This is a genomic window from Stutzerimonas stutzeri, assembly GCF_000952685.1.
GTDB classification, from domain to species: Bacteria; Pseudomonadota; Gammaproteobacteria; order Pseudomonadales; family Pseudomonadaceae; genus Stutzerimonas; species Stutzerimonas stutzeri_E.
In genome coordinates this window covers 104,966-124,803 of the sequence record NZ_JYHV01000026.1, presented here as the reverse complement: position 1 = coordinate 124,803, position 19,838 = coordinate 104,966, and the positions used below count along the sequence as shown (strand labels likewise).

17 protein-coding genes are annotated in these 19,838 nt (G+C 58.8%); 9 read left to right on the top strand and 8 right to left on the bottom strand.

The window, feature by feature from the left end; all coding sequences use genetic code 11:
* Positions 1-524: 524 nt before the first annotated feature.
* Positions 525-671, top strand: coding sequence for a hypothetical protein (locus tag UF78_RS22905; protein WP_155397653.1), 147 nt, complete (start codon positions 525-527; stop codon positions 669-671).
* Between the two features lie 25 nt (positions 672-696).
* Here UF78_RS22905 and UF78_RS14570 read toward each other — a convergent pair whose 3' ends face one another.
* A complete protein-coding gene (locus UF78_RS14570; protein WP_045162931.1) occupies positions 697-1,536 on the bottom strand; it encodes a GNAT family N-acetyltransferase in 840 nt (279 codons plus the stop codon).
* Positions 1,537-1,705: 169 nt separating this feature from the next.
* Here UF78_RS14570 and UF78_RS14565 point away from each other — a divergent pair, with 169 nt between their 5' ends.
* Positions 1,706-3,649, top strand: coding sequence for a sodium:solute symporter family protein (locus UF78_RS14565; protein WP_045162930.1), 1,944 nt, complete (start codon positions 1,706-1,708; stop codon positions 3,647-3,649).
* Positions 3,650-3,913: 264 nt separating this feature from the next.
* Positions 3,914-4,429: a hypothetical protein gene (locus tag UF78_RS14560; RefSeq protein WP_045162929.1), complete on the top strand. Its 516-nt coding sequence runs from the start codon at positions 3,914-3,916 to the stop codon at positions 4,427-4,429.
* A gap of 70 nt (positions 4,430-4,499) precedes the next feature.
* Here the strand turns inward: UF78_RS14560 and UF78_RS14555 are convergent, their stop codons facing one another.
* From UF78_RS14555 to UF78_RS14545, 3 genes are all read right to left on the bottom strand, one after another.
* Positions 4,500-5,291, bottom strand: a complete 792-nt coding sequence (locus UF78_RS14555) for an SIR2 family protein (RefSeq protein WP_045162928.1) — start codon at positions 5,289-5,291, stop codon at positions 4,500-4,502.
* A 10-nt stretch (positions 5,292-5,301) separates the two neighbouring features.
* Entirely contained in the window at positions 5,302-5,850 is a 549-nt protein-coding gene (locus tag UF78_RS14550) for a non-canonical purine NTP pyrophosphatase (protein ID WP_045162927.1), read from the bottom strand.
* Between the two features lie 136 nt (positions 5,851-5,986).
* Positions 5,987-6,415: a group II truncated hemoglobin gene (locus UF78_RS14545; RefSeq protein WP_045162926.1), complete on the bottom strand. Its 429-nt coding sequence runs from the start codon at positions 6,413-6,415 to the stop codon at positions 5,987-5,989.
* Positions 6,416-6,539: 124 nt separating this feature from the next.
* Between UF78_RS14545 and UF78_RS14540 the strand changes: the two genes are divergently transcribed.
* Positions 6,540-6,971, top strand: coding sequence for a universal stress protein (locus UF78_RS14540; protein ID WP_045162925.1), 432 nt, complete (start codon positions 6,540-6,542; stop codon positions 6,969-6,971).
* Between the two features lie 25 nt (positions 6,972-6,996).
* Here the strand turns inward: UF78_RS14540 and UF78_RS14535 are convergent, their stop codons facing one another.
* Both UF78_RS14535 and UF78_RS14530 read right to left on the bottom strand, forming a co-directional pair.
* A complete protein-coding gene (locus UF78_RS14535; protein ID WP_045162924.1) occupies positions 6,997-7,341 on the bottom strand; it encodes a YajD family HNH nuclease in 345 nt (114 codons plus the stop codon).
* Positions 7,342-7,381: 40 nt separating this feature from the next.
* A complete protein-coding gene (locus UF78_RS14530) occupies positions 7,382-8,086 on the bottom strand; it encodes a YebC/PmpR family DNA-binding transcriptional regulator (protein WP_045162923.1) in 705 nt (234 codons plus the stop codon).
* Positions 8,087-8,316: 230 nt separating this feature from the next.
* Here UF78_RS14530 and UF78_RS14525 point away from each other — a divergent pair, with 230 nt between their 5' ends.
* Positions 8,317-9,213 carry an EamA family transporter gene (locus UF78_RS14525; protein ID WP_045162922.1) on the top strand — a complete coding sequence of 299 codons (897 nt, stop codon included), beginning with the start codon at positions 8,317-8,319 and terminating at the stop codon, positions 9,211-9,213.
* Positions 9,214-9,560: 347 nt separating this feature from the next.
* On the opposite strand, the gene UF78_RS14520 is transcribed toward UF78_RS14525, so the two are convergent.
* Positions 9,561-11,483 carry a methyl-accepting chemotaxis protein gene (locus tag UF78_RS14520; RefSeq protein ID WP_045162921.1) on the bottom strand — a complete coding sequence of 641 codons (1,923 nt, stop codon included), beginning with the start codon at positions 11,481-11,483 and terminating at the stop codon, positions 9,561-9,563.
* Positions 11,484-11,731: 248 nt separating this feature from the next.
* Here UF78_RS14520 and dgt point away from each other — a divergent pair, with 248 nt between their 5' ends.
* Both dgt and UF78_RS14510 read left to right on the top strand, forming a co-directional pair.
* A complete protein-coding gene (gene dgt / locus UF78_RS14515) occupies positions 11,732-13,228 on the top strand; it encodes a dGTPase (RefSeq protein WP_045162920.1) in 1,497 nt (498 codons plus the stop codon).
* Between the two features lie 363 nt (positions 13,229-13,591).
* Positions 13,592-14,800: an ammonium transporter gene (locus UF78_RS14510; RefSeq protein WP_045162919.1), complete on the top strand. Its 1,209-nt coding sequence runs from the start codon at positions 13,592-13,594 to the stop codon at positions 14,798-14,800.
* Positions 14,801-14,909: 109 nt separating this feature from the next.
* On the opposite strand, the gene UF78_RS14505 is transcribed toward UF78_RS14510, so the two are convergent.
* Positions 14,910-15,563: a TetR/AcrR family transcriptional regulator gene (locus UF78_RS14505; RefSeq protein WP_045162918.1), complete on the bottom strand. Its 654-nt coding sequence runs from the start codon at positions 15,561-15,563 to the stop codon at positions 14,910-14,912.
* 96 nt (positions 15,564-15,659) lie between these two features.
* Here UF78_RS14505 and UF78_RS14500 point away from each other — a divergent pair, with 96 nt between their 5' ends.
* Together UF78_RS14500 and UF78_RS14495 are read left to right on the top strand one after the other, a co-directional pair.
* The gene (locus UF78_RS14500) at positions 15,660-16,757 is read left to right on the top strand and encodes an efflux RND transporter periplasmic adaptor subunit (RefSeq protein WP_045162917.1); all 1,098 of its coding nucleotides are present in this window, start codon (positions 15,660-15,662) and stop codon (positions 16,755-16,757) included.
* Between the two features lie 5 nt (positions 16,758-16,762).
* Positions 16,763-19,837: an efflux RND transporter permease subunit gene (locus UF78_RS14495; RefSeq protein ID WP_045162916.1), complete on the top strand. Its 3,075-nt coding sequence runs from the start codon at positions 16,763-16,765 to the stop codon at positions 19,835-19,837.
* Position 19,838: the final 1 nt, after the last annotated feature.

Here is a 19,838-nt window from a genome sequence, read left to right as displayed (position 1 = left end):
TCCTCACCCGTTATGGACACTTTGCCATGGCGCTTTTGAATGCGGAGGTGGAGGCGAATCAATCGATAGGGTTAACCCTCGCTCCGCCGTCTTTCCGTTGAAGCTTCTCGGTATGTAAGCATTCGCTTACAAGATGTGTAAGCAATGCCCGAAAAAGCATCCAAGACGATCGCCTTTGAGAAAATCTAAACAGCTATGTGTATGATTTATAAAGAATTTTATAACTAGTAAAATAAAGACCCAATTGCCATCATGCATTTTTCCGAGTTGCTGTTGTCGTCCAAAGCCTTAATATCGCACCCGTACTTAAGGACAAGTACAGCCGGCAAGGATGTCGGTCTGGAACAGCCGCTGGATGCGGTTTCATCAGGACGATGAGTAGGAAAAAAGGGAAGTAGGGAAGGAGGCGGGCGGGGCTTAAACCCCGCCCCTTTTTTTTGCCTACGATTTGGCGGTGCCGGTTTGCCGAACGACTGGTCTCTTGAGAGGCCTAACGTGGGTGACACAACTCAGAGGAATTCACCATGAACGGCAACGACCCGAACGAACCTACCCAGCCCGGGCAAGACCAGGAAGACCAGATCAAACGCCGCCCAGACGAGGCTGATGAAGATCACCTGGACGAAGCACTGGAAGAAACCTTTCCAGCAAGCGATCCCATCTCCCCATAGGCTAGAACCGCCAGGGATTGCCCTTTCAGTTTCTCTCCTCAGCCAGTCGCTGAATTAGCGCGGGGAGCACCTGTTCGCGCAGCAGTGGGGCGAGATGTTCCTGTTGCTGTGCCTGCAGTTCAAGCCAGTCCAGTGCCTCGATCTCGGCCTGAACCCGTACCTTGTCTACCAGCCGACCGACGAAGACATCGGCCTGCACCCAGTGATCCGGCTCGTTGGCTGCACGCGCCTGGAAGTGGCCCAGCGACCGCAGCTGCGACGCTTCTATTGCTAGATCCAACTCCTCTCGAAGCTCACGTTTGAGTGCCTGCAACGGAATCTCCCCAGGTTCGATCTTGCCGCCAGGCAACATGAATAGGCGAGTGCCGCGTTTGCGTACGACCAGTACTCGACCGCTGTCATCGAGCAGACAGGCCGTAGCAATTTTCAGAACAGTGGAGGTCATGCGATCTCTCTCGTTATCGTGCCATAGGGCCATGAGCGTCTTGTTTCGGTTGTAGCGATGTAGGCGGGAGGCTAATGCCTCGGGCAGTGTCGTGGCTTCGCTGAAGCCCAGATGTTGATAAAACGCCATTAGCTTGGGTTCACAGAACAGCCAGACAGGGCCTCCGCACTCGGCCAAGACCCGGGTCACTAAGCGTTTCGCCAGACCTTGGTCGCGCCGGCTGGGCGCGACCAGTAACCCAGTCAGCCAGTGGCCGTCATCCACGGGACTCAGGCACAGCCCTGCGACAATATCCGGATGCCCCGCAACCCAACAGCGGGCGCGGGCTGGCACCCGCATGTGGGTGCCGTGGGCTCGGTAGAACTTATTGAGCAACGGGTGGCAGGCAATTGAAAGCCGACGCAGCTGGAGTTCGGACATGAGTGCTCCCTGACGACGCTGCGCATGGTAACCGATGCTTGCCGTAGGGGGGGCTGCCAGCGCTCTACGGCTGGCTGAGGGGGCGTTCGTTCCGTTCATCCGAAGTATGCAATTTTTCGCCGTTGCGCAGGTTCTTAAGCGAACAGCCCTCCAACAAGGACATAACAATATGTTGGATCTAGCGATAGTGGCGGCCTTCATTCTCTATGGTCTGGGTTCTGGCTTGCGCGCACGGGGCAAGGCGTCCCAAAGCCTCGACGAATATTTCCTTGCGGGTCGAACGATTAAAGGCTGGAAGGCGGGATTTTCCATGGCCGCGACCCAGTTCGCGGCCGATACGCCTCTGCTGGTAACCGGCCTGGTTGCTACCGCCGGCGTCTTTGCCCTTTGGCGCCTTTGGATCTACGGCCTCGCATTCCTGCTAATGGCATTCGTGTTTGCGGTGTGCTGGCGACGTGCCGGCGTATTGACCGATGCCGAGCTGACCCGCGTGCGATATAGCGGCAAGGGCGTCACGCCGCTGCGCCTGCTCAAGGCGATCTACTACGGTACGGTAATCAACTGCGTGGTGCTGGCGATGGTATTGGTAGCAGCCATCCGCATCGCCGAGGTATTTCTGCCTTGGCATCTTTGGCTGCCGGCAGGGCTCTACGAGCCCATTGTGAGTTTCGTTTCCAGTGCCGGGATTCAGCTTGGCGAGAGCATCACCGGACTGAGCCCGGCGATGATGAGCGCCAATAACCTGATATCTATTCTCCTGATTCTCTCGTTCACCGCCATGTATTCGATTACCGGTGGATTGCGGGCCGTGGTCCAGACGGATGTGATGCAGTTCAGCTTGGCCATGATAGGCACGTTGCTATATGCCTGGTTCGTCGTTGATGCTGCTGGTGGCCTAGGTGGGCTGACGGATCGCATTGTCGAGCTTTATGGCGCCGATCAGGCCAGCAAGATGTTGTCCTTCGCACCGCCCGCCGATGCAGGCGAGGCACTAATGCCGTTTTTGGTGATTGTCGGACTGCAATGGTTTTTTCAGATGAATTCCGACGGCACCGGCTATCTCGCGCAGCGAAGCATGGCGTGTCCGACTGACCGCGATGCGCGCATTGCCGGCCTGGTGTTCACCTGGTTGCAGATTTTTCTGCGCAGCCTGTTCTGGATGGCTATTGCGATCGGCCTGTTGGTGCTCTATCCGTTCACGCCGGGAGAAATGGCCGGCGACGGTTTCACCGCAGGGCGTGAAGCGCTTTTCGTGCAGGGTATCGAAGACCTGCTGCCGCCGGGTGTGCGCGGCTTGATGTTGGTTGGCCTGCTGGCTGCACTGGCCTCCACCGTCGATACGCATCTCAACTGGGGCGCCTCCTACTGGAGCAACGACGTTTATGGCGGTGTGTTTGCACCACATGTGCTGAAACGCAAGCCACGGGACCGCGAATTGGTGATCGTGGCGCGGTTGTCCAACGTGCTGATTCTGATCATCGCGATGATTATCATGGCGAATCTGGGCTCGATCCAGACTGCCTGGTTCATTTCGCTATTGTTCGGGGCGGGTATGGGGTCGGTATTGGTGCTGCGATGGCTCTGGGAGCGTATCAATCTCTATTCGGAACTGACCGCAATGGGCGTTTCGCTGATCACTGCGCCTTTGCTGCTTTACTATCTGGGTACTGATCCGGAGCGCGAGTGGGTGCGCCTCGGCATCATGGCGCTGGTCACCACGACCGCAGCCATCCTGGTCACCTTCGTCACGCCTGCGACTGACGATGCAACGCTCAAGCGCTTCTATCGCCGGGTGCGCCCGTTTGGTTTCTGGCAGCACGCGGCAATGCTCAACGGCGTAGCCGCAACGGTGTCGGTCAAGGCGCTTGGTACGCGGCTATCAGCCGTTGCGATCACGGCAATTTCGCTATTCTCCTTATTGGTCGGTGTGGGTCGCTTGATGTTTCCTTCACCGGAGAGCAGTGCTTTGCTCGGCTGGGTATGTGTGGCGCTAGGCCTGTTGCTGATACCGGTATGGCTGCGTATTGCCATGGGGCGACAGTTCGACAGCGATCCGGAAGATGAACCATTGCCAGACGATTCGACGCAAGGTATTAGCGCTCGGGTTGACTGATATTGCCGTATGGTTTGCGTTATTAATCGTTTCGTTAGTTTCTGATTTGCTGTTTCGTTTGATGTGTGGAAGAGCACTTGGAACGGTCAGGTCGGTGTGGTTTTATAACTAGCGAAACGGATAATCTAAAATAAATATCGTTAATAATCAATAAATTGATAGACATACCTAAAATAAAGTGAACAGTTCATACATGCCCATGTCACTAACTATGCGCATCGCGCAATTGCGTATTCCGCCATAGCTAGAACAAGAGGTGTTGTCATGAACCGACTTTTCAAAACTTCCCTCCTGGTAGCCGCCATGTTTCCAGCGCTCGCCGTTGCCGCTCCGGTGGCAGGTGATCGCGAAGTTACCTTAAGCGGCGCGGGCAGTAGTGATAAGGACTTCGACGATACAGTGTTCTCCGTACAGGGTAGTTGGGGTACTTATCTGGATGAGGCTTCCATGTGGGGCATCCGGCAAACCGTAAATGCACGAGACTCAGAGGGAGAAAGTGTCCAGTTCGACGGCTCGACCCGTGTGTTTTACGACTATCACTTTGGCAGTGGCAAGACTCGTCCGTTTATCGGTGTGAGTGCCGGCGGCATCTACGGCGAAGAGGTTGACGAGACGTTCATGGGCGGGCCAGAGCTTGGCATCAAGTATTGGGTGCAGGATAAGACCTTCGTCACCGCAATGGCTGAATATCAATTCCTGTTCAAAAGTGGGAGCGATGCGCGCGATCGTTACGATGATGGCGCGTTCTTCTACAGCGTTGGTATTGGTTATAACTACTGAGGCCGACGAGTGCGATGCCCCTGTGGCATCGCACTCAGCCGTTCCATTACCTGCCTGGCGAGCGGTTTGATCAGTTCTCCGTCAGCATCTTCAAAAAGTTTTGCAAGGCCAATCCAGGTTCATCATCTTCCGAGGTGATCATTCGGATACCCCATTGGCTGAGAATTTCTTCCTGCACCGGATTGGGCTTGTGCGAGAAAACATATGAGATCGGTCGGACTCCAACAGTCTCATGCTCATTCCACATTTTCGATAGTTTGTAGAACAACAATCGGATATTGGTATCGGAGAGGCTGTAGCCGATAAACAGAACGGCTTTACTCAAGGTGTCGGCGCGTAATTTGATATCGAGTGGTGTTTCGAACTGCAACCGTTCGTAATAGCTTGTCTCATCCAGCACGATCGAGTCGTCATCATCGAAGTCGCCGTGAAACTTTACGATTTGCCGGACGCCGTCGCGGGCCTTTACCAAGTCACTTGCATTGGCGATCTTGATGTAACCGACGCCATGCGCATCGTGGGCGTTCTCGAGCCAGCGGTCGTAATTGGTTGTGTATATGGCCGGAAATCGGCCCTGAACGATCAGGCGGTGAATCTCAGAGTTGCGAATCTCGATGTTCTTATGCCATTCACGGTCCATCCAGCTGCGCAGCGGGCCGATGTTGCCTTTCTTGATCCGATAATATTCGGCGAGCGAGAGGAAGTTTCCATAGGTATCGAAAACGTCCGGGTCGTAATCAAGCTGTTGAGCGATTTCGTCTATCAGCTTTCGCCATGGCGGCAGCCCGATATTCGCTGATACGCCGGAACCTACGAAAAGGATCAGACGGTTATTCCGATACGCCTCCAACAGCTTCTGCATCGACTACCTCTCAGATCCCACGCAAATGAGTGATAAAGGCTTCCAATGCCTGCTTGCGCATGGACAAGTCGTTATGCACGCCACCCAATTCGGCGAAGGTGCAGGAATAGCCGTCCGGAACGAACACGTTGTCCCACTCGAAGCCTTCTTCTCCCGCCGGCTCACGGGAAATCCTGCCAGCGACCTCGCCCTTGAAAAAGTGCCGCTTGCGGCCGTCGCAGTAGCCGATCAGGGTGCGTGCCACCGCTGAGGGATCCTCCAGATTACCGATCAGTTCAGAGAAGCGCACCGCATGCAAACGGTTCCAGAACGTTTGGGTCAGCCCACCGGGAAAACCATTCAGGCTATTGATGAACAGACCGGAATGCTCTACGAAAACCGGCTTGCCTATCAGCTTGAAGGCTTGCAGCAGCTTATCGCTGACCAGCAGGTTCAGATCCTCGGTCTGCGTTTCAACGATGCGTACCGGAAAGTTGATGATCTCGACGCCGTTCTGCCTAAGAAACTCTCCTGTCTCGCGAATTTTCTGCTCGTTGACCGAAGCAAAGCGGATCTTCATGTCAGTTACCTGGCTGCGTTATGCGGAATTCCGGATGCCGCAGGACGTGCGTCTTGCCCCACACAGGTATGACGCAGCGATATGCCCAGGGTTCGGCCTTCAGCCCATCGGGTCGCTTGGGTATAGGCGGTGACTACTACGGATGCACTGGGCAACCTCGCCGCCCGGCTTGGAGAATGCGCTCTGCCGGCACTCGTAACTGCACCAGCAGATAGTCGGCAAAGTCCGCTGAATAGCCCTGCCTGGCAATGGCCTGGGCCATGCATTCGAGCCAGGCATCACGCTCGATTTCGCCTACCGTCCAACGCGTATGGAATTGCGGGATGCTGATGCTGCCGAATTTCTCCGCGTAACGGCGCGGCCCTCCCAGCCAGCCGCTGAGAAACGCCGCCAGCCGTTCGCGTGAATTGCTCAGGTCCTGCGGGTACAGGCGACGCACGCAATTGGCTGCTTCGGTTTCGTCCATGATTCGATAGAAATCGGCAACCAGCCTCTCGATGCCGGCCTCGCCGCCAGCGGCCTGGAATGAGGCGTCACCGACGCCAAACGGAACGATTGTATTCATAAGCTGACCTTGAAATGGAGGCTTTACCGCCGGGGATTGATCCAGAGCAATGGATGCGATTCCAGCAGTCAGATCCTGTTGGGTGTTGGTCTATGCTGTTTTCATTACTTGATGGAGGCCCACTATGCGCAACATTCTTCTAGCTTACGACGGTTCGGACAACGCCAAACGAGCACTGCAGTACATCATCGATTTCGCCACCGATGCGCCTAAGTCGCTCCAGGTGCATGTCTTGAATGTGCAGCAGGAGCCGGTGCTCTATGGTGAGTTCGTCACGGCGGATACGGTTGAAGAGCTGAACAAGAGTTTTCTCGACAAGTCGCGCCGTACTCTGACAGAAGCCGCTGCGGCGTTGCAGACGGCCGGGATCGCGCATCAGACCCACGCGATTCTGGGCAACGTGGCCGAGCAGGTGAACGATGCGGTGGAGCGGTTCGGATGCGACACCGTGGTGATGGGTACACGCGGCCTGGGCAGTTTTACCGGCATGCTGATGGGTTCGGTTGCCAACCGCGTGGTTCATGAGGTCTCGGTGCCGGTACTGCTGGTGAAGTGACCGGCGTTGAGATGCCGGATTGGGATCAGTCCGGTTTTTTCTTGAGCAGATCGCCCAGATTGGCGAAGGCCTTGAAGGTTTCCTTCGGACCCAGGTCGCTGCCCGGCCTGGCTTCGGCGTGATACTGATTGTCCGTATAGCGTGAGTGCTCGTTGTCGTGGCAATACAGGCAGAGCAGTTCCCAGTTCGAGCCATCTTCTGGGTTGTTGTCGTGGTTATGGTCCTTGTGGTGGACCGTCAACTCGCTCAGCCGCTTGCCGGAGAACTCCCTGGCACAGCGACCGCAGACCCAGGGGTACATCTTCAGTGCCTTTTCGCGATAGCCCTGTTCGCGTTGGGCGTAGGGCGTGTTCGGTTTGTTCGTGCTCATCGTTCGCTTCGTCCTGATTTGTTCCGCACCGGATCGCCTGTCACCCCGCTAGACCGACGTAGACATTCTGTACGTCATCATGGGCGTCGATAGCGTTGAGAAAGGCTTCGACTTCCTCAAGCTGAGCGTCGGTCAAGGTCGTGACCGGGTTCTTCGGACGATAGCCGAGCTGCGCCGATTGCACATTGAAGCCGTGTTTGGGCAGGGCGCGGCAGACCACATCCATATCGGCGACATCGCTGATGAACAGCGTGGCACCGTCTTCGGCCGCTTCGAAATCCTGCGCGCCGGCTTCGATGGCGGCCAGCTCCGGATCGGCGTCCGCGGAGGCCGGTGCCGCTTCGATCATGCCGCAATGATCGAAGTCCCAGGCCACCGAGCCGGACGCGCCGAGCTGACCCTTGCGAAACAGCACGCGGATCTCGGCCACGGTGCGGTTGACGTTGTCGGTCAGGCACTCAACGATTAGCGGCACCTGATGTGGGGCGAAACCTTCATAGGTGGTGCGTTCGTAGTGGACGCTTTCGCCGAGCAGCCCTGCGCCTTTCTTGATCGCACGTTCCAGCGTTTCGCGCGGCATCGAGGCCTTCTTTGCCTGCTCGACCACCAGACGCAGGCGAGGATTCATGTCCGGGTCGGCGCCACTGCGCGCGGCAATCATGATTTCCTTCGACAGCTTGCCGAAGGTGCGACCCTTCGCGTTAGCTGCTGCTTCCTTATGTTTCGCTTTCCACTGTGCGCCCATGGTTACTCTCGTGATGTGTACGGATTGATGGTTTCGCCGTCAGGTATCAATTCTAGCCCTTGCAGGGCATGCAGGCACGGCCTGCGCGCAGTCTTCAAACGCCGTGGCATTCGGTTACCGGGGGCCACCGGATGGTGCCGACTGTATGGTCAATTTGCGCGCTTGCTGTATGTGTGCACGCGCATCGTGCTAAGGCTTTAATGAGGTCTTTGCCTGCGGAGAAGCTTGCCATGTCGCCCAAGGACCTGCTGCTGGCCCTGGTCGTGATCATCGTCTGGGGCATGAACTTCGTGGTGATCAAGATCGGCCTGGACGATATCCCGCCGATGTTGCTCGGGGCGCTGCGTTTCATGCTCGCAGCGTTTCCCGCCATTCTGTTCATCAAGCGACCGCAGATGCCGCTGCGCTGGTTGCTCGCCTACGGCGCGACCATATCGCTGGGGCAGTTCGCCTTCTTGTTCTCGGCCATGAAGGTCGGCATGCCGGCTGGGCTGGCTTCGCTGGTGCTGCAATCGCAAGCGTTCTTCACGCTGTTCTTCGCGGCATTGTTTCTAGGCGAGCGGCTGCGCGCCACCAACCTGATCGGACTGCTGATCGCCGCAGGCGGCCTGGTGTTGATCGGTATGCAAGGCGACCGCAGCATGACCCTGGCGGGGTTCGTGCTGACCATCTGTGCGGCGTCGATGTGGGCGCTGGGCAACATCGTCACGCGCAAGGTCGGCAAGGTGAATCTGGTGGGGCTGGTGGTGTGGGGCAGCCTCATTCCCCCGATTCCGTTTTTCTTCCTGTCCTGGCTGCTGGAAGGTCCACAGGTGATAGAAAGCGCGCTGCGCGGGTTCGGGTTGAGCTCCATGCTGGTGCTGATTTACCTGGCCTTCGGCGCGACTATTCTTGGCTATAGCTTGTGGAGCCGGTTGCTGTCGCGATACCCGGCCAACACCGTGGCGCCGTTCTCGCTGCTGGTGCCGGTCGTCGGGCTGACCTCGGCGGCGCTGTTGCTGGACGAGCATCTGGGCCTGTTGCAGGCCATCGGCGCGTTACTGGTGATGCTGGGCCTGATGATCAACGTGGGCGGGGGCTGGCTGGCAGGCCGTCTGCGCACTGCATTCGGTGGCTCGCCGGCCTGACAGTAAAATGCCCCGCACCGGGAGCCGGGCGGGGCATTTTGGGGTCGATCAGCGGGCCGCGTGACTGCCTAGCAGAGGTGTCGCGCCGTTAGCTTTCTCTCGCTTGGCCAAACGCTTTTCCTGTGCGGTCTTCAGCGGCTTCTTTTTCGCATTCTTCTTTGTGTCCATACCTTTGCTCATGGTGTCGCCTCGCGGATAGATGGCTGGGTTGCGCGTCCCTGCATCGGTCTGCTCTGTGGTCTTTACACCTCGAAGAAATATGGAGAGGGGATCGAGACTACGCCTGATTGGTGGGGCTGGATAGACACTTTCTGTGCCGCGACCAGCCCCCTGCAGAGCAGGTGTCATCAGACCTTGAACCGACTTATCAACGTCTGAAGTTCGTTGCCCAGATGAGCCAGTTCGGCGGTGGAAGTGGCGGTTTCCTGGGCCGCTTCGGCGGACCGGTCGGCCACGTCGCGCACGCTGAGTACGCTGCGGTTGATCTCTTCGGCAACCGAGCTCTGCTGTTCGGCCGCCGTGGCGATCTGCAGGTTCATCGCCTGGATGACCGATACCGTCTCGGTGATTGACTGCAGCTCGTGGCCGACTTCCCTGGCCAGCGCGACGGTTTCCACGGCAAGGCGACTGCTGCTGTCCATCATGCCGGAAGCGTTACGTGCCCCTTTCTGCAACTTGCCGATGAGTTCTTCGATTTGCGCAGTCGACTGCTGCGTGCGTTGCGCCAGGCTGCGAACTTCGTCTGCGACCACGGCAAAGCCTCGGCCGGCCTCACCGGCGCGCGCGGCCTCAATGGCGGCATTGAGTGCCAGCAAGTTGGTTTGCTCGGCGATACCGTTGATGACGGTCAGCACGGTACTGATGCCATCGGTCTCCTGATTCAGTCGGGTCATCGCCGCGGCCGATAAATTGACCTCGTTGGATAGATGGTCGATCTGCGACAGCGCACGTTGCACCACGGCATTTCCCTTGGTTGCTTGCTCGTCCGCGCGCTTGGCTGCCCCTGATGCTTCTTCGGCATTGCGTGCCACTTCCTGCACCGTGGCGGTCATTTCATGCATGGCCGTGGCGACCTGATCGGTTTCCTGCCGCTGGCTGTTTACGCCCGCGCTGGTCTGCTCGGTCACGGTCGACAGTTGTTCGGAGGCGGTCGCCAGCTGCGTGGTGATGCCACCGATATGGCCGATCAACTGCTGCAGATTACGGCGTGTCTTGCTCATGGCCTCGAGCAGTCGGCCAAATTCGTCGTTACGATTCTCGATCTCCTGCCCGGTCATGTCGCCGGAGCCGATGCGCTCGGCGAGACGTACGGCCTGATCGAGTGGTCGAGTGATCTGGCGAACCATCAGCGCACTGATCAGCACACCGAACACAATAGCGAGCACGGTAATGGCCATCACTTGGAGCTTTTTCATGCGCGCATCTTCTGCGCGCATCTGCGTCTGGTTAGAGATGATCCCCTGAGCATGATCGTAAAGCGTGGCGAAAATCGCCTCCATGTCCTGGCGCGCCTGCTGCTGTCGAGCAACGATCGGCGGTAGTTTTTTAACCAGTTCGACATATTCGTTGGCGCTCGCTTTGAGCGTTTTCAGACTTTCGGCTTGAGGACCGATCAGCTCGTCCTCCAGCGGTGCGATGGCAGCGTTAAGCGCTTTGAATTGCTCGTTCAGTGTCTGTAGCGCCGATTCGGACTCCTCCATCAGATAGCCTCGGACGGTGAAGCGCAGCAGGCGGTTCTGTTTCGACAATTCGGTGGTGAGCAGCGCGATGTTCGCGATATCGCCGCTCGGGTGCAGGACCGGGTTGCCGTGCACCCCGTTCCAACGACGTTCCAGATCGGCGATCAGCTTGTCGGTGGTGTTGCCGGTGTCGACCCAATTGGCCCGGGTCTGTTTCTTCAGATCACGCAACGCCGCCAGCTTGGAGAAGGCCTCTTGGTAACGGACTGCTTCGTTGGCAATGCTTTCCAAGTACCGCCGATCTTGCGGTTCGGAAAAGTCGGCTCTTTTCTGCTCGACCAGCTGGGTGATCTTCGCTACCGCGTCGGCTGCGCGAGTGGCATAGATGGCATCGCCGCGTTCTTCGAAGCGCACCTGGGCATAGCGAATTTCATTGGCTTCGTTGAGCAGGCTTTCAGCGGTTTGCGCTTTGTCGCTACGTGAAATCAGTGCGTCCATGCTGAATACGCCGATGGTGGCGACGCAGATGGTCAGCAGCAGAACCGCGGCGAAGCCTAGAGCCAGCTTGGTGCTGACCTTGAGATTCTTCATTGTTATTTTTCCTCAGGCGGGCAGGTTGCCAATGGCAAAGTCATATTATGACATCGGCTATTTTTACCTAAACTTAAACATGTTGTCAGACAACATTTTCGCCAGTATCGGCTGTGCCCTGTTCTGTCGCTGCGGGAGCTGCTACTGCCGGTACGCTCCGCCGGACGGCTGTGTTGACCTCTGATCGCTTGGTAAAGCTGACGGGCCGCGCTAGGCTCGCGGTTCCCACCTAAAGAACGAGCCTAGCCATGCCGGAGCCGGTGAATTTCAAGCACAAGATCTCCCGCCAGCGGCCCTACGGTCGGGTGGAATCGGGTCTGAAGGCGTCCGATGGCGATCTGTCGTTGGTGATCGATCAGCTTGAAAGCGACCGCGGACGCATCATCAACTCCGCTGCGGTGCGCAGGCTGCAACAAAAAACCCAGGTCTTTCCGCTGGAACGCAATGCGGCGGTGCGCAGCCGACTGACGCACTCGTTGGAAGTCCAGCAGACGGGACGTTTCATCGTCCGCACGCTGTACAAACAGCTCGGCAGCAAGGCTGGCGAGTATGGTCTCGATGGGCTCGAGGGGGCGCTGGAAAGCCTGGTGGAGATGGCTTGCCTGATGCACGATATCGGCAATCCACCCTTTGGGCACTTCGGTGAATTCGCTATCAGCGAATGGTTTGGCGGCAAGCTGGAAGGGCTGTTCGATGTAGCCGTCCCGGCGGAGCGGGGCGATGCAGCGCTACGCGCCCGGATGCTCGCCGACCTCAAGCAGTTCGAAGGCAACGCCCAGGCAATTCGACTCGTGGTCAGCCTGTTGCGGTTGAACCTCACCTATACCCAGACGGCCGGTTTGCTCAAATATGTCCGAGCGGCCTATGCGCCCAAGCCGGGGAAGGGCACGCCTGGCGCCTACCTGCACAAGAAGCCAGGCTTCTATCTATCCGAGGAACCGTTCATAAGGGATCTGCGAGCTTCGCTGGAACTGCAATCAGGCGGCCGTCATCCGATTGCGTACATCATGGAGGCGGCAGACGACATCGCCTATTGCCTGGCGGACATCGAGGACTCTGTGGAGAAGGGTATTTTCACTATCGAACAGCTGTCGCAACTGCTGTTGGCCAAGTTCGTCGAGCACGGTTCGCCAGACGAGCCGATCGCGACAACCGGGCGCAGTTTCCGCAGCATGGTCACCTACGCTCAGTCGCGTGCCGAGAAAGAGCCGATCAACAAGGTCGGCGAGTTTTTCATCTGGCTGCGAGTGAACATGGTCCATCCGCTCGTGCAGCATGCGGCTCAGCAGTTCATCGAGCATATCGAGGAGGTGTATCACGGCACTTTGGACCGTGCCCTGCTCGAAGACGCCAGCCTGGCCAACGCCATCGTGCAAACCTTCAAGGACGTGGCGATGGAGCGGGTCTTTTGCCATCGAGAGGTGGAGACCCTGCAGCTCCAGGGCTATCGAATCCTTCAAGGGTTGCTGGATACCTATGCACCATTGCTGCGCGTGGCCCCGGCAACCTTCCAGGCCCTGACCGAAAGCGGATGCCGCAGCGAGCCGCACCTGCAAATGCTCGCGCGGCGCTTGCCCAGTCAGCTGATCAAGGCTTATCACGAGGCGCTAAACGCGCATCCCACAGGTTCGCCGGATCAGCCGTTGTGGGAGTTCTATTATCGTTGCCGCATGCTGCAGGATTTCGTCAGCGGCATGACCGATCAACTCGCGCAGGACGAATTTCGCACCCTCTCCGCGCTCTAGTCCCACTTGCGCTGCGCAGTAAGCGCGCCTTCCTCTTGGATTTCTGCACTCGCACGCGACGCTGCTATGACCGGCCTGCGCCATATCGGCTCACAGAAGGCGTTTCGCTGGTACGGGGCTTGCAGTTGTTTGGTGCGCCTTTACTCATCGTCGCACCCAAATGGCGCGCGGTAAGGCGCAGCTTCAATGAGCGATTCTCATAAATCGTTGAATCAATAGAAAAAGATGCCCGAATTCAATGAGCCCTAGAGATCGCTTAACGGAGATGGTGGCGAGTTGCTAATCAGCTTGTGACGCATCATGGTGCGTGCGGCTGGGAAGGCTTGCTGTTTTGGTGCGTTTCACTCGGCAGGAATGCAGTTAATGGAAAACCCGAGTAGTGCGGTGGAGGTGCTGGTTCACGGCGCCAATACTCTTTTTATCCTCATGGGCGCCGTCATGGTGCTAGCCATGCACGCCGGCTTTGCCTTTCTCGAAGTCGGCACCGTGCGCCTGAAGAATCAGGTCAATGCCCTATCGAAAATCATTGCCGATTTTGCCGTGTCGACCCTGGCGTACTTCTTCATCGGTTATTGGATCGCCTATGGCGTGACCTTCATGGAGCCGGCCGACCAATTAGTCGTCGATAATGGCTATTCGCTGGTGAAGTTCTTCTTTCTTCTGACCTTTGCCGCCGCGATACCGGCGATCATTTCGGGCGGCATCGCCGAACGGGCTCGGTTCGGGCCGCAGCTGTGCGCGACGCTGCTGATCGTTGCGTTCATTTATCCGTTCTTCGAGGGGCTGATGTGGAACGGCAACTTCGGTCTGCAAAGCTGGCTGGAAGCACGTTTCGGCGCGCCGTTTCACGATTTCGCCGGCTCGGTGGTGGTGCATGGCATGGGCGGCTGGTTGGCGCTCGGCGCGGTCACTCTGCTAGGCCGGCGCAACGGCCGCTATCGCGATGGTCGACTGGTAGCCTTTGCGCCGTCCAATATTCCGTTCCTGGCGTTGGGCTCGTGGATTCTCATCGTCGGCTGGTTCGGCTTCAACGTAATGAGCGCGCAGACGCTCGAAGGCGTCAGCGGGTTGGTAGCGATCAATTCACTGATGGCGATGGTCGGTGGGACTGCGGCGGCGTGGGTCATCGGTCGCAACGATCCAGGCTTCCTGCATAACGGTCCTCTGGCCGGGCTGGTGGCGGTCTGTGCCGGGTCCGACGTGATGCACCCGGTCGGGGCGCTGATCACTGGGGTGGTCGCTGGGGTCTTGTTCGTATGGACCTTCACCGCAGCGCAGAACAAGTGGAAGATCGACGATGTGCTCGGCGTTTGGCCGTTGCACGGTTTGTGTGGTGTCTGGGGCGGGCTGGCCTGTGGTGTCTTCGGTCGACAGGCGTTGGGCGGGCTGGGCGGTGTCAGTATGGCCAGTCAATTACTGGGCTCGGCGTTGGGCGTGCTGGTTGCATTGGCTGGAGGGTTCCTCGTGTACGGCCTCCTCAGGGCGATCGTTGGGATACGCCTGAGCCAGGAAGAGGAGTACAACGGCGCAGATCTGTCCATTCACCGGATCGGCGCGCTGAGTCACGACTAACACCGCTGATCGAACGCCATGCAGCTGGCGCCGAGATGAGTCACCCTGACGCTCACGCATACCCAAGGGGCTTTCGGCGCTCTGGTTTCCTCGAACGAGCCGATTTGACTCAGCCTTTCGGGGTATCTGCCACCCCATAAGCTCGCATGAACAAGGCAACGCAGTCCCGTACGTGCTTATCCGCTTCGGCGGTATCGGGCAGCTCCGCGTAGCCAATCAGCAGACGGAAATGCGCGGCGCCCTTGATCAACGAGCAGAAGTGCTCGGCGGCGCGCATGGGGTCGTCCGTGTTCAACATGCCGCGCTGGTTGGCCTGGGTCAATAGCTGCTCCAGATCCCACAGCAAGCGCTGCGGCCCGGCATCGAAGAACATCCGTGACAGAGCGGAATTCTGCGGCGCCATGGCGACCATGAGACGGTGCAGGCCAATGGATTCAGGGCTGTTGACCAACTCATGGAAGGCACGACCGATATCCAGCAGCACCTGCCTGATCGAACAACCTTCATCGAGCATGAACAGCTTGCGCGGCAAGCGCGTCTCGCAGGTGGTCTTCACCGCTTCGCCGAACAACGCCTCCTTGTCCTTGAAGTGGCTGTACAGGGTGAGCTTGGAGACGCCCGCTTCTGCGGCGATAGCGTCCATGCTGCTGCCCTCGTAGCCGTTACTGAGAAACAGCACCTGAGCGGCGGCGAGGATGGCTTCGCGTTTGGCGAGATCCTTCGGGCGGCCCGGGCCAGAGGGTACGGATGGGTTTTCTGTCATATCGGCTTTTTAATACTAGACTGGTGAGTTCGGTATTTTTACTATACCGGCCAGTATAAGTATTAAAACCCGCCTTGCGACAGAGAGAGATTCAACGTGTTCCGACATGCCTTGCCTTTCCTCGGTGTCATTGGTTTCGCCTTGCTGGCCGGATGCGGCAACGGCGAGCCCGAGCCGCTCTCGGCAAGACCGGTGATGGTGATTCAGCCGCAACCGGCCAGCGAAGCGTTCGAGAGCTATCCGGGCGAAGTGCACGCACGTTATGAGCCTGAACTGGCATTCCGAATCTCCGGCAAGGTGACCGAACGCATGGTCGAGGCGGGCGAGCGAGTACGCAAGGACCAGCCTCTGGCCAAGCTCGATCCGCAGGACGTACGGCTGCAACTCGAGGGAATCCGTGCTCAGGTCGCGGCTGCGGAAGCCAACTTGCGGGTCGCGCGAGCCGAACGTGAGCGCTACAAGACGCTGATGGATCGGCAACTGGTCAGCCGTTCGCAATTCGACTCCTCCGAAAATGCCTATCGCTCGGCGCTGGCGCGCCTGCAGCAGGCCCGGGCCGAGTTCGATGTGGCGAACAATCAGGTCGACTACGCCATTCTGCGAGCCACTCACGAGGGCGTGATCGCGCAACGCCGGATCGAGGTCGGCCAAGTGGTTGCTGCCGGCCAGACGGCATTCGTGCTGGCCGCCGATGGCGAGCGCGAAGTGGCGATTAACCTGCCGGAGCAGGCTCTGGATCGTTATTCGGTCGGCCAGGCGGTTTCGGTGGAGATCTGGTCGCATCCGGGCAAGCACTACCCGGGCCGTATTCGCGAACTGTCACCGGCTGCCGACCAGCAGTCGCGTACCTACTCCGCACGTGTCGCGTTCGCGGATGCCGATGTACCCGCCGAGCTTGGTCAAAGCGCTCTGGTGTCAATCCATAGCAACGGCGAGGTGCCTCTTGCCGTGCCGCTTTCGGCTGTCACCGCCGAGCAGGGCAAGGCCTATGTCTGGCGAGTCAAGGATGACGCTACGCTGGAGCGGGTCACGGTGCAGACCGGTGCCTTCAGCGAAACGTCGGTGCCGATCCTCGGAGGCTTGCAAGCCGACGACTGGGTCGTGTTGGCCGGCGTGCAGATGCTCCACGAGAATCAGCCGGTGAGGGCGGTCGATCGAGACAACCGGCCGATCACACTGGCGGCTCAGGAGTGACGGGGATGCGCTTCAATCTTTCCGCTTGGGCGCTGGGCAATCGCCAGATCGTCATCTATCTGATGCTGTTGCTGGCAGTCGTAGGGGCGCTGTCGTACAGCAAACTCGGCCAGAGCGAAGATCCACCGTTCACTTTCAAGGCGATGGTCATCCAGACTCAGTGGCCCGGTGCGACCGCTGAGGAAGTTTCCCGCCAGGTCACTGAACGCATCGAGAAGAAACTGATGGAGACCGGCGAGTACGAGCGCATCGTCTCCTTCTCGCGGCCGGGCGAGTCCAACGTGACTTTCATGGCGCGTGATTCGCTGCGTTCCGAGCAGATCCCCGATCTCTGGTACCAGATCCGCAAGAAGGTTGGCGACATCCGCCATACGTTGCCGGCCGGCGTGCAGGGGCCGTTCTTCAATGACGAATTCGGCACCACCTTCGGCAACATCTACGCGCTGACCGGCAAAGGCTTCGACTATGCGGTGCTCAAGGATTATGCCGATCGCATCCAGCTGCAGCTGCAACGTGTGAAGAACGTCGGCAAGGTCGAGTTGATCGGCCTGCAAGACGAGAAAATCTGGATCGAACTGTCGAACGTCAAGCTGGCCACTCTCGGCCTTCCGCTGGAAGCGGTCAGGCAGGCACTGGAGGCCCAAAACACCGTCATGTCCGCCGGCTTCGTCGAAACCCCCAGCGATCGCGTTCAACTGCGCGTCACCGGTAACTTCGAGACGGTCAAGGAGATTCGAGACTTCCCTATCAGAGTCGCCGGTAGCACCTTCCGCATTGGTGACGTCGCGGACGTCTACCGCGGCTTCAACGATCCGCCGGCACCGCGCATGCGTTTCATGGCTGAGCCGGCGATTGGCCTCGCCGTCTCGATGAAACCCGGTGGCGACATTCTCATGTTGGGCGAGGCGCTGGAGGGCGAGTTTGCCCGGCTGCAGCAGGAACTGCCGGCCGGCATGGAGCTACGCAAGGTTTCCGACCAGCCAGCTGCCGTGAAGACCAGTGTCGGTGAGTTCGTGCGGGTGCTGATCGAGGCGCTGGCGATCGTGTTGCTGGTGAGTTTCTTTTCGCTCGGTGTACGCACAGGCCTGGTGGTCGCGCTGTCGATACCGCTGGTTCTGGCGATGACCTTCGCCGCCATGCAGTACCTCGACATCGGTCTGCACAAGATTTCCCTGGGCGCGCTGGTTCTGGCGCTCGGGTTGCTGGTGGATGATGCGATCATCGCGGTCGAGATGATGGCCATCAAGATGGAACAGGGCTTCGATCGGCTCAAGGCGGCAAGTTACGCCTGGACCAGCACAGCCTTTCCGATGTTGACCGGTACCTTGATCACCGCGGCTGGCTTTCTGCCGATTGCCACGGCTCAATCGAGCACGGGTGAGTACACCCGCTCGATCTTCCAGGTGGTGACCATCGCTTTGGTGGCGTCCTGGATAGCGGCGGTGGTATTCGTCCCGCTATTGGGCGCGAAGCTGTTGCCGGATCTGGCCAAGCGCTATGCGGAGAAGCACGGTGGTGGCGAGGGCGGGCACGACCCCTATTCGACACCGGTCTATCAGCGGGTGCGGCGGGTCATCCGATTCTGCGTACAGCGACGCAAAACGGTGATCGTGCTGACCCTGCTGCTCTTCGTCGGTGCGATCGGCCTGTTCCGCGTGGTTCCGCAACAGTTCTTCCCTGCGTCGGGTCGTTTGGAGCTGATGGTCGACCTCAAGTTGACCGAAGGTGCTTCGCTCAAGGCCACCGAAGCCGAAGTGCACCGTCTCGAAGACATGCTCAAGGACCGCGCAGGGATCGATAATTACGTCGCCTATGTCGGCAATGGCTCGCCGCGTTTTTACCTGCCGCTCGATCAGCAATTACCTGCTACCAGCTTTGCCCAGATCGTGGTACTGGCGAAAAGCATCGAGGATCGCGAGGCCCTTCGCAGCTGGCTGATCGAGCGGTTGCGTGAGGATTTCCCAACCTTGCGCGGTCGCATCAGTCGTCTGGAAAACGGCCCTCCGGTAGGTTACCCGGTGCAGTTCCGAGTGACGGGCGAGCACATCGATGTGGTGCGCAAACTGGCGCGCCAGGTCGCGGCCAAGGTGCGTGAGAACCCCTACGTCGCGAACGTGCATTTGGACTGGCAGGAGCCGAGCAAGGTGGTCTGGCTGAATGTCGATCAGGACCGCGCGCGCGCCCTCGGGGTGAGTACGGTCGAGTTGTCCAATTTCCTCAAGCGCACCTTCACTGGCGCCACTGCCGGCCAGTTCCGTGAGGACAATGAGCTGATCGAGATCCAGCTGCGCGGTACCGCGCGTGAACGTGAGACGCTCTCGATGCTACCGAGTCTGGCGATTCCCACTGACAGCGGGCGCAGCGTGCCGTTGTCGCAGGTCGCCACCTTGGAGTACGGCTTCGAAGAAGGCGTGATCTGGCACCGCAATCGCCTGCCGACGGTGACGGTGCGTGCCGATATTTACGGCGATCAGCAGCCGGCCTCGCTGGTGCAGCAGATCGAGCCGACGCTGAGCGAGATTCGCGACGCGCTGCCCAGCGGCTATCTGCTCGAGGTTGGCGGTACCGTAGAAGACTCCAGCCGCGGCCAGGCTTCGGTGAATGCCGGCATGCCACTATTCGTGATTGTCGTGATCAGCCTGCTGATGCTTCAGCTCAAGAGCTTCTCGCGTTCGGCCATGGTGTTCCTGACCGCGCCGCTGGGGCTGATCGGTGTGACCCTGTTCCTGCTGCTGTTCGGCAAGCCGTTCGGTTTCGTCGCCATGCTCGGCACCATCGCGCTGTCCGGAATGATCATGCGTAACTCGGTGATTCTGGTGGATCAGATCGAGCAGGATATCGGTGCCGGACAGGATCGTTTCAATGCCATTATCGACGCCACCGTACGCCGCTTCCGCCCTATCGTGCTGACTGCGCTGGCCTCGGTATTGGCAATGATTCCGCTGTCACGCAGCGTATTCTTCGGGCCGATGGCGGTGGCCATCATGGGTGGCTTGATTGTTGCGACTGCATTGACCCTGCTGTTCCTGCCAGCGCTTTACGCCGCTTGGTTCCGCGTCAAGGAAGAGCCTCAGGGGTAAG

What these genes read in the sequence shown, in the direction of transcription:
- UF78_RS14520 (WP_045162921.1), bottom strand. Translation starts at nt 11,483, where the DNA reads ATGAAGAATCTCAAGGTCAGCACCAAGCTGGCTCTAGGCTTCGCCGCG.
- dgt (WP_045162920.1), top strand. Translation starts at nt 11,732, where the DNA reads ATGCCGGAGCCGGTGAATTTCAAGCACAAGATCTCCCGCCAGCGGCCC.
- UF78_RS14545 (WP_045162926.1), bottom strand. Translation starts at nt 6,415, where the DNA reads ATGAATACAATCGTTCCGTTTGGCGTCGGTGACGCCTCATTCCAGGCC.
- UF78_RS14570 (WP_045162931.1), bottom strand. Translation starts at nt 1,536, where the DNA reads ATGTCCGAACTCCAGCTGCGTCGGCTTTCAATTGCCTGCCACCCGTTG.
- UF78_RS14525 (WP_045162922.1), top strand. Translation starts at nt 8,317, where the DNA reads ATGTCGCCCAAGGACCTGCTGCTGGCCCTGGTCGTGATCATCGTCTGG.
- UF78_RS14565 (WP_045162930.1), top strand. Translation starts at nt 1,706, where the DNA reads ATGTTGGATCTAGCGATAGTGGCGGCCTTCATTCTCTATGGTCTGGGT.
- UF78_RS14550 (WP_045162927.1), bottom strand. Translation starts at nt 5,850, where the DNA reads ATGAAGATCCGCTTTGCTTCGGTCAACGAGCAGAAAATTCGCGAGACA.
- UF78_RS22905 (WP_155397653.1), top strand. Translation starts at nt 525, where the DNA reads ATGAACGGCAACGACCCGAACGAACCTACCCAGCCCGGGCAAGACCAG.
- UF78_RS14510 (WP_045162919.1), top strand. Translation starts at nt 13,592, where the DNA reads ATGGAAAACCCGAGTAGTGCGGTGGAGGTGCTGGTTCACGGCGCCAAT.
- UF78_RS14560 (WP_045162929.1), top strand. Translation starts at nt 3,914, where the DNA reads ATGAACCGACTTTTCAAAACTTCCCTCCTGGTAGCCGCCATGTTTCCA.
- UF78_RS14530 (WP_045162923.1), bottom strand. Translation starts at nt 8,086, where the DNA reads ATGGGCGCACAGTGGAAAGCGAAACATAAGGAAGCAGCAGCTAACGCG.
- UF78_RS14535 (WP_045162924.1), bottom strand. Translation starts at nt 7,341, where the DNA reads ATGAGCACGAACAAACCGAACACGCCCTACGCCCAACGCGAACAGGGC.
- UF78_RS14505 (WP_045162918.1), bottom strand. Translation starts at nt 15,563, where the DNA reads ATGACAGAAAACCCATCCGTACCCTCTGGCCCGGGCCGCCCGAAGGAT.
- UF78_RS14540 (WP_045162925.1), top strand. Translation starts at nt 6,540, where the DNA reads ATGCGCAACATTCTTCTAGCTTACGACGGTTCGGACAACGCCAAACGA.
- UF78_RS14495 (WP_045162916.1), top strand. Translation starts at nt 16,763, where the DNA reads ATGCGCTTCAATCTTTCCGCTTGGGCGCTGGGCAATCGCCAGATCGTC.
- UF78_RS14555 (WP_045162928.1), bottom strand. Translation starts at nt 5,291, where the DNA reads ATGCAGAAGCTGTTGGAGGCGTATCGGAATAACCGTCTGATCCTTTTC.